Annotated in this window: 4 protein-coding genes; all 4 read left to right on the top strand. The window is 48.0% G+C overall.

Features of this window, described 5'->3' with window-relative positions; translation table 11 throughout:
- A partial coding sequence (locus KDK14_RS18970) for a permease (RefSeq protein WP_257266774.1) occupies positions 1-356 on the top strand: 356 nt, incomplete at its 5' end.
- Between the two features lie 438 nt (positions 357-794).
- Positions 795-971, top strand: a complete 177-nt coding sequence (locus KDK14_RS18965; RefSeq protein ID WP_257266773.1) for a transposase — start codon at positions 795-797, stop codon at positions 969-971.
- A gap of 298 nt (positions 972-1269) precedes the next feature.
- A complete protein-coding gene (locus tag KDK14_RS18960) occupies positions 1270-1599 on the top strand; it encodes a metalloregulator ArsR/SmtB family transcription factor (protein WP_257266772.1) in 330 nt (109 codons plus the stop codon).
- A 133-nt stretch (positions 1600-1732) separates the two neighbouring features.
- On the top strand, positions 1733-2373 hold a 641-nt coding region (locus tag KDK14_RS18955), incomplete at its 3' end, for an arsenic resistance protein (RefSeq protein ID WP_257266771.1).

Below are 2373 nucleotides of genomic sequence, written 5' to 3'. Positions count from 1 at the left end.
GTATTGGCTCGATCACTTACGGCTTCGTACCGGCTGACTTTATCGCTCAGTACGCTGGCCCGGATAACCCGTTGGCGATTCCATTCGCAGCGATCATTGGTGTACCATTGTATATTCGAGCTGAAGCAGTGATTCCTCTAGCAGCAGCTCTGGCGGCCAAAGGCATGGGAATGGGTGCCCTGATGGCCCTGATTATCGGAAGTGCTGGTGCGAGTCTAACTGAGGTGATTCTGCTGAAAAGCCTGTTCCGTAACCCGATGATTGTTGCCTTCCTGGTGGTGATCTTTGCCATGGCCATCGCCGCAGGTTTTTCTGAATCTTCTCCGCTGGCATGTATTCAAGAATTACACCTATGATAAAGCTGACGATCAGGAACAGGATGGTCAATTCACCGGCCAGAAACGCAAAGGTTCCGAAGGTGCTGACCACGTTCATGGCCATGTCTGCGCCAATGCTCTCTGTTAGTGCGGGCTGTATTGCTGAACCGATTGCATCGGTTATTTGCTGCTGCATGTTCATGTCAATATTTCCGGAAATTTAGAAACATAAAGTCAAAGATAATCCTCCCCGACCACTCCGTCTTATCTGTTCATCGGTCACTACTGATGCCTTCGGTGATCGGGGTCCAAATCTGTTAATGGGCGCATATTAGAATCATCGAAAAACAAATGCAATTAATATTCTAGAAATATAGAAATGTTTTTCTTCCAAACATTTTCTTATCCCTTACTGCTATTGATTTACTGAATTCTTTTACTTCATTTGTCGCAGTTTTATAGGTTCTTCTCAGTTACTTGACTTACGTACGTCATCGCTACATCAGCGTGGACGCTATACGCCGTGCGATTGCCATTGTTGCTGATGGCGTGCTGCATGCCCGCAATCCAGCTATTTGGGGGCGGGGTACCACCGCTTGTGCTTCTGATACCAAGCACTTTGGCGATTGGTATCAGAACCTCACCACGCAATAGTACGTACGCTACGGAGGTCGTGGCATCATGATTTACTGGCATGTCGATCGCAGTTCGCTGTGCATCCACTCGTAGCTTAAGTCACCTTCGTCGTCGGAAGTTGCATCAGTACTTGCCGTAACATTCGTGATCGCAGTTTCAGGGATTATGATCCCGCTGCGGCACTTGATAGCCCGGATTTTCAGTTGTGTAACTTGAGTGCTTAAGTGTTTTTCCATTCGGGTGCAGATGCAACAGAACCTTGCAGCTGGGAAAATATTGATGTATCGTAAATCGTGATTTAACGATTAAGGTGTAAGTGGGTAGCGTAATGACACAATGCCTGCAAAGTCTCGCTGATTTTCAGTTTAACGAGTCGGAAGAGAAGGAGTTGGCTGTTTATGCCAAAGCCATTGGGCATCCGGCACGGGTAAGGCTGCTACGGATACTGGTGGGGCGTGTGTGTCTGGGTTTTGACCTGGTCGGGCAGCTTGGTCTTGCTCAGTCCACGGTGTCAGAACATCTTCGGATCCTGCGGGAAGCCGGTTTGGTGCATGCCGAAGTAAAGCACCCCAAAACCTGCTTTAGCCTTCGCCCGGAAGCTATCCAACGGGTTCAGCAGTTACTGGCTGATATTGACAGCGTTTAATCCGTTTCAGGCAATACGAAATGGTCTGCCTCGTTCCCATGTTCAACGTGGGAACAAGATAGAAAGGATGTTAATTTTTTTGTGTTTGATATCGTTTTTCGACGATTGCCGATATTTTGCAGAGGTTCAAATCATGGGTATTTTTGAACGTTATTTAAGTGTCTGGGTGGCTCTGGCCATGGTGGCCGGGCTGGTTGGTGGAACACTGTTTCCATCACTCTTTACCACCCTGGGAAGCTGGGAGTACGCCAGCATTAATTTTGTCATTGCAGTGCTGATCTGGTTGATGATTTATCCGATGATGATGCAGATCGACTTTACCGCGGTAAAAAACATCCATCGCCGTCCAAAAGGTCTGATTGTCACGCTGGTCATCAACTGGTTAATTAAGCCATTTACCATGGCGCTTCTGGCAATCCTGTTTATTCGCTATTTGTTCGGCAGTTTTACCGGTCTTATTTCACCAGAGCCTGGTGACGAATACATTGCCGGAATGATCCTGTTGGGTGTGGCGCCCTGTACCGCTATGGTCTTTGTCTGGAGCCAGCTGACCCGTGGTGATGCCAATTACACACTGGTTCAGGTGGCGGTTAATGATCTGGTGATGGTGGTGGCTTTTGCACCGATCGCTGCGTTTCTGCTGGGAGTTACCGATGTGATCGTACCCTGGAGTACGCTGTTTATTTCTGTCGTATTATTTATTGTCATTCCGTTACTGGCAGGGCTGATAACCCGAAAAGTTCTGCACTCTGAACAGGCGTTACAGGCTTTTGG

This window comes from Endozoicomonas sp. ONNA2 (assembly GCF_024606365.1).
Taxonomy (GTDB): Bacteria; Pseudomonadota; Gammaproteobacteria; order Pseudomonadales; family Endozoicomonadaceae; genus Endozoicomonas.
The sequence above is the reverse complement of the archived record's forward strand: the minus strand, read 5'-3'. Positions and strand labels throughout refer to the sequence as shown.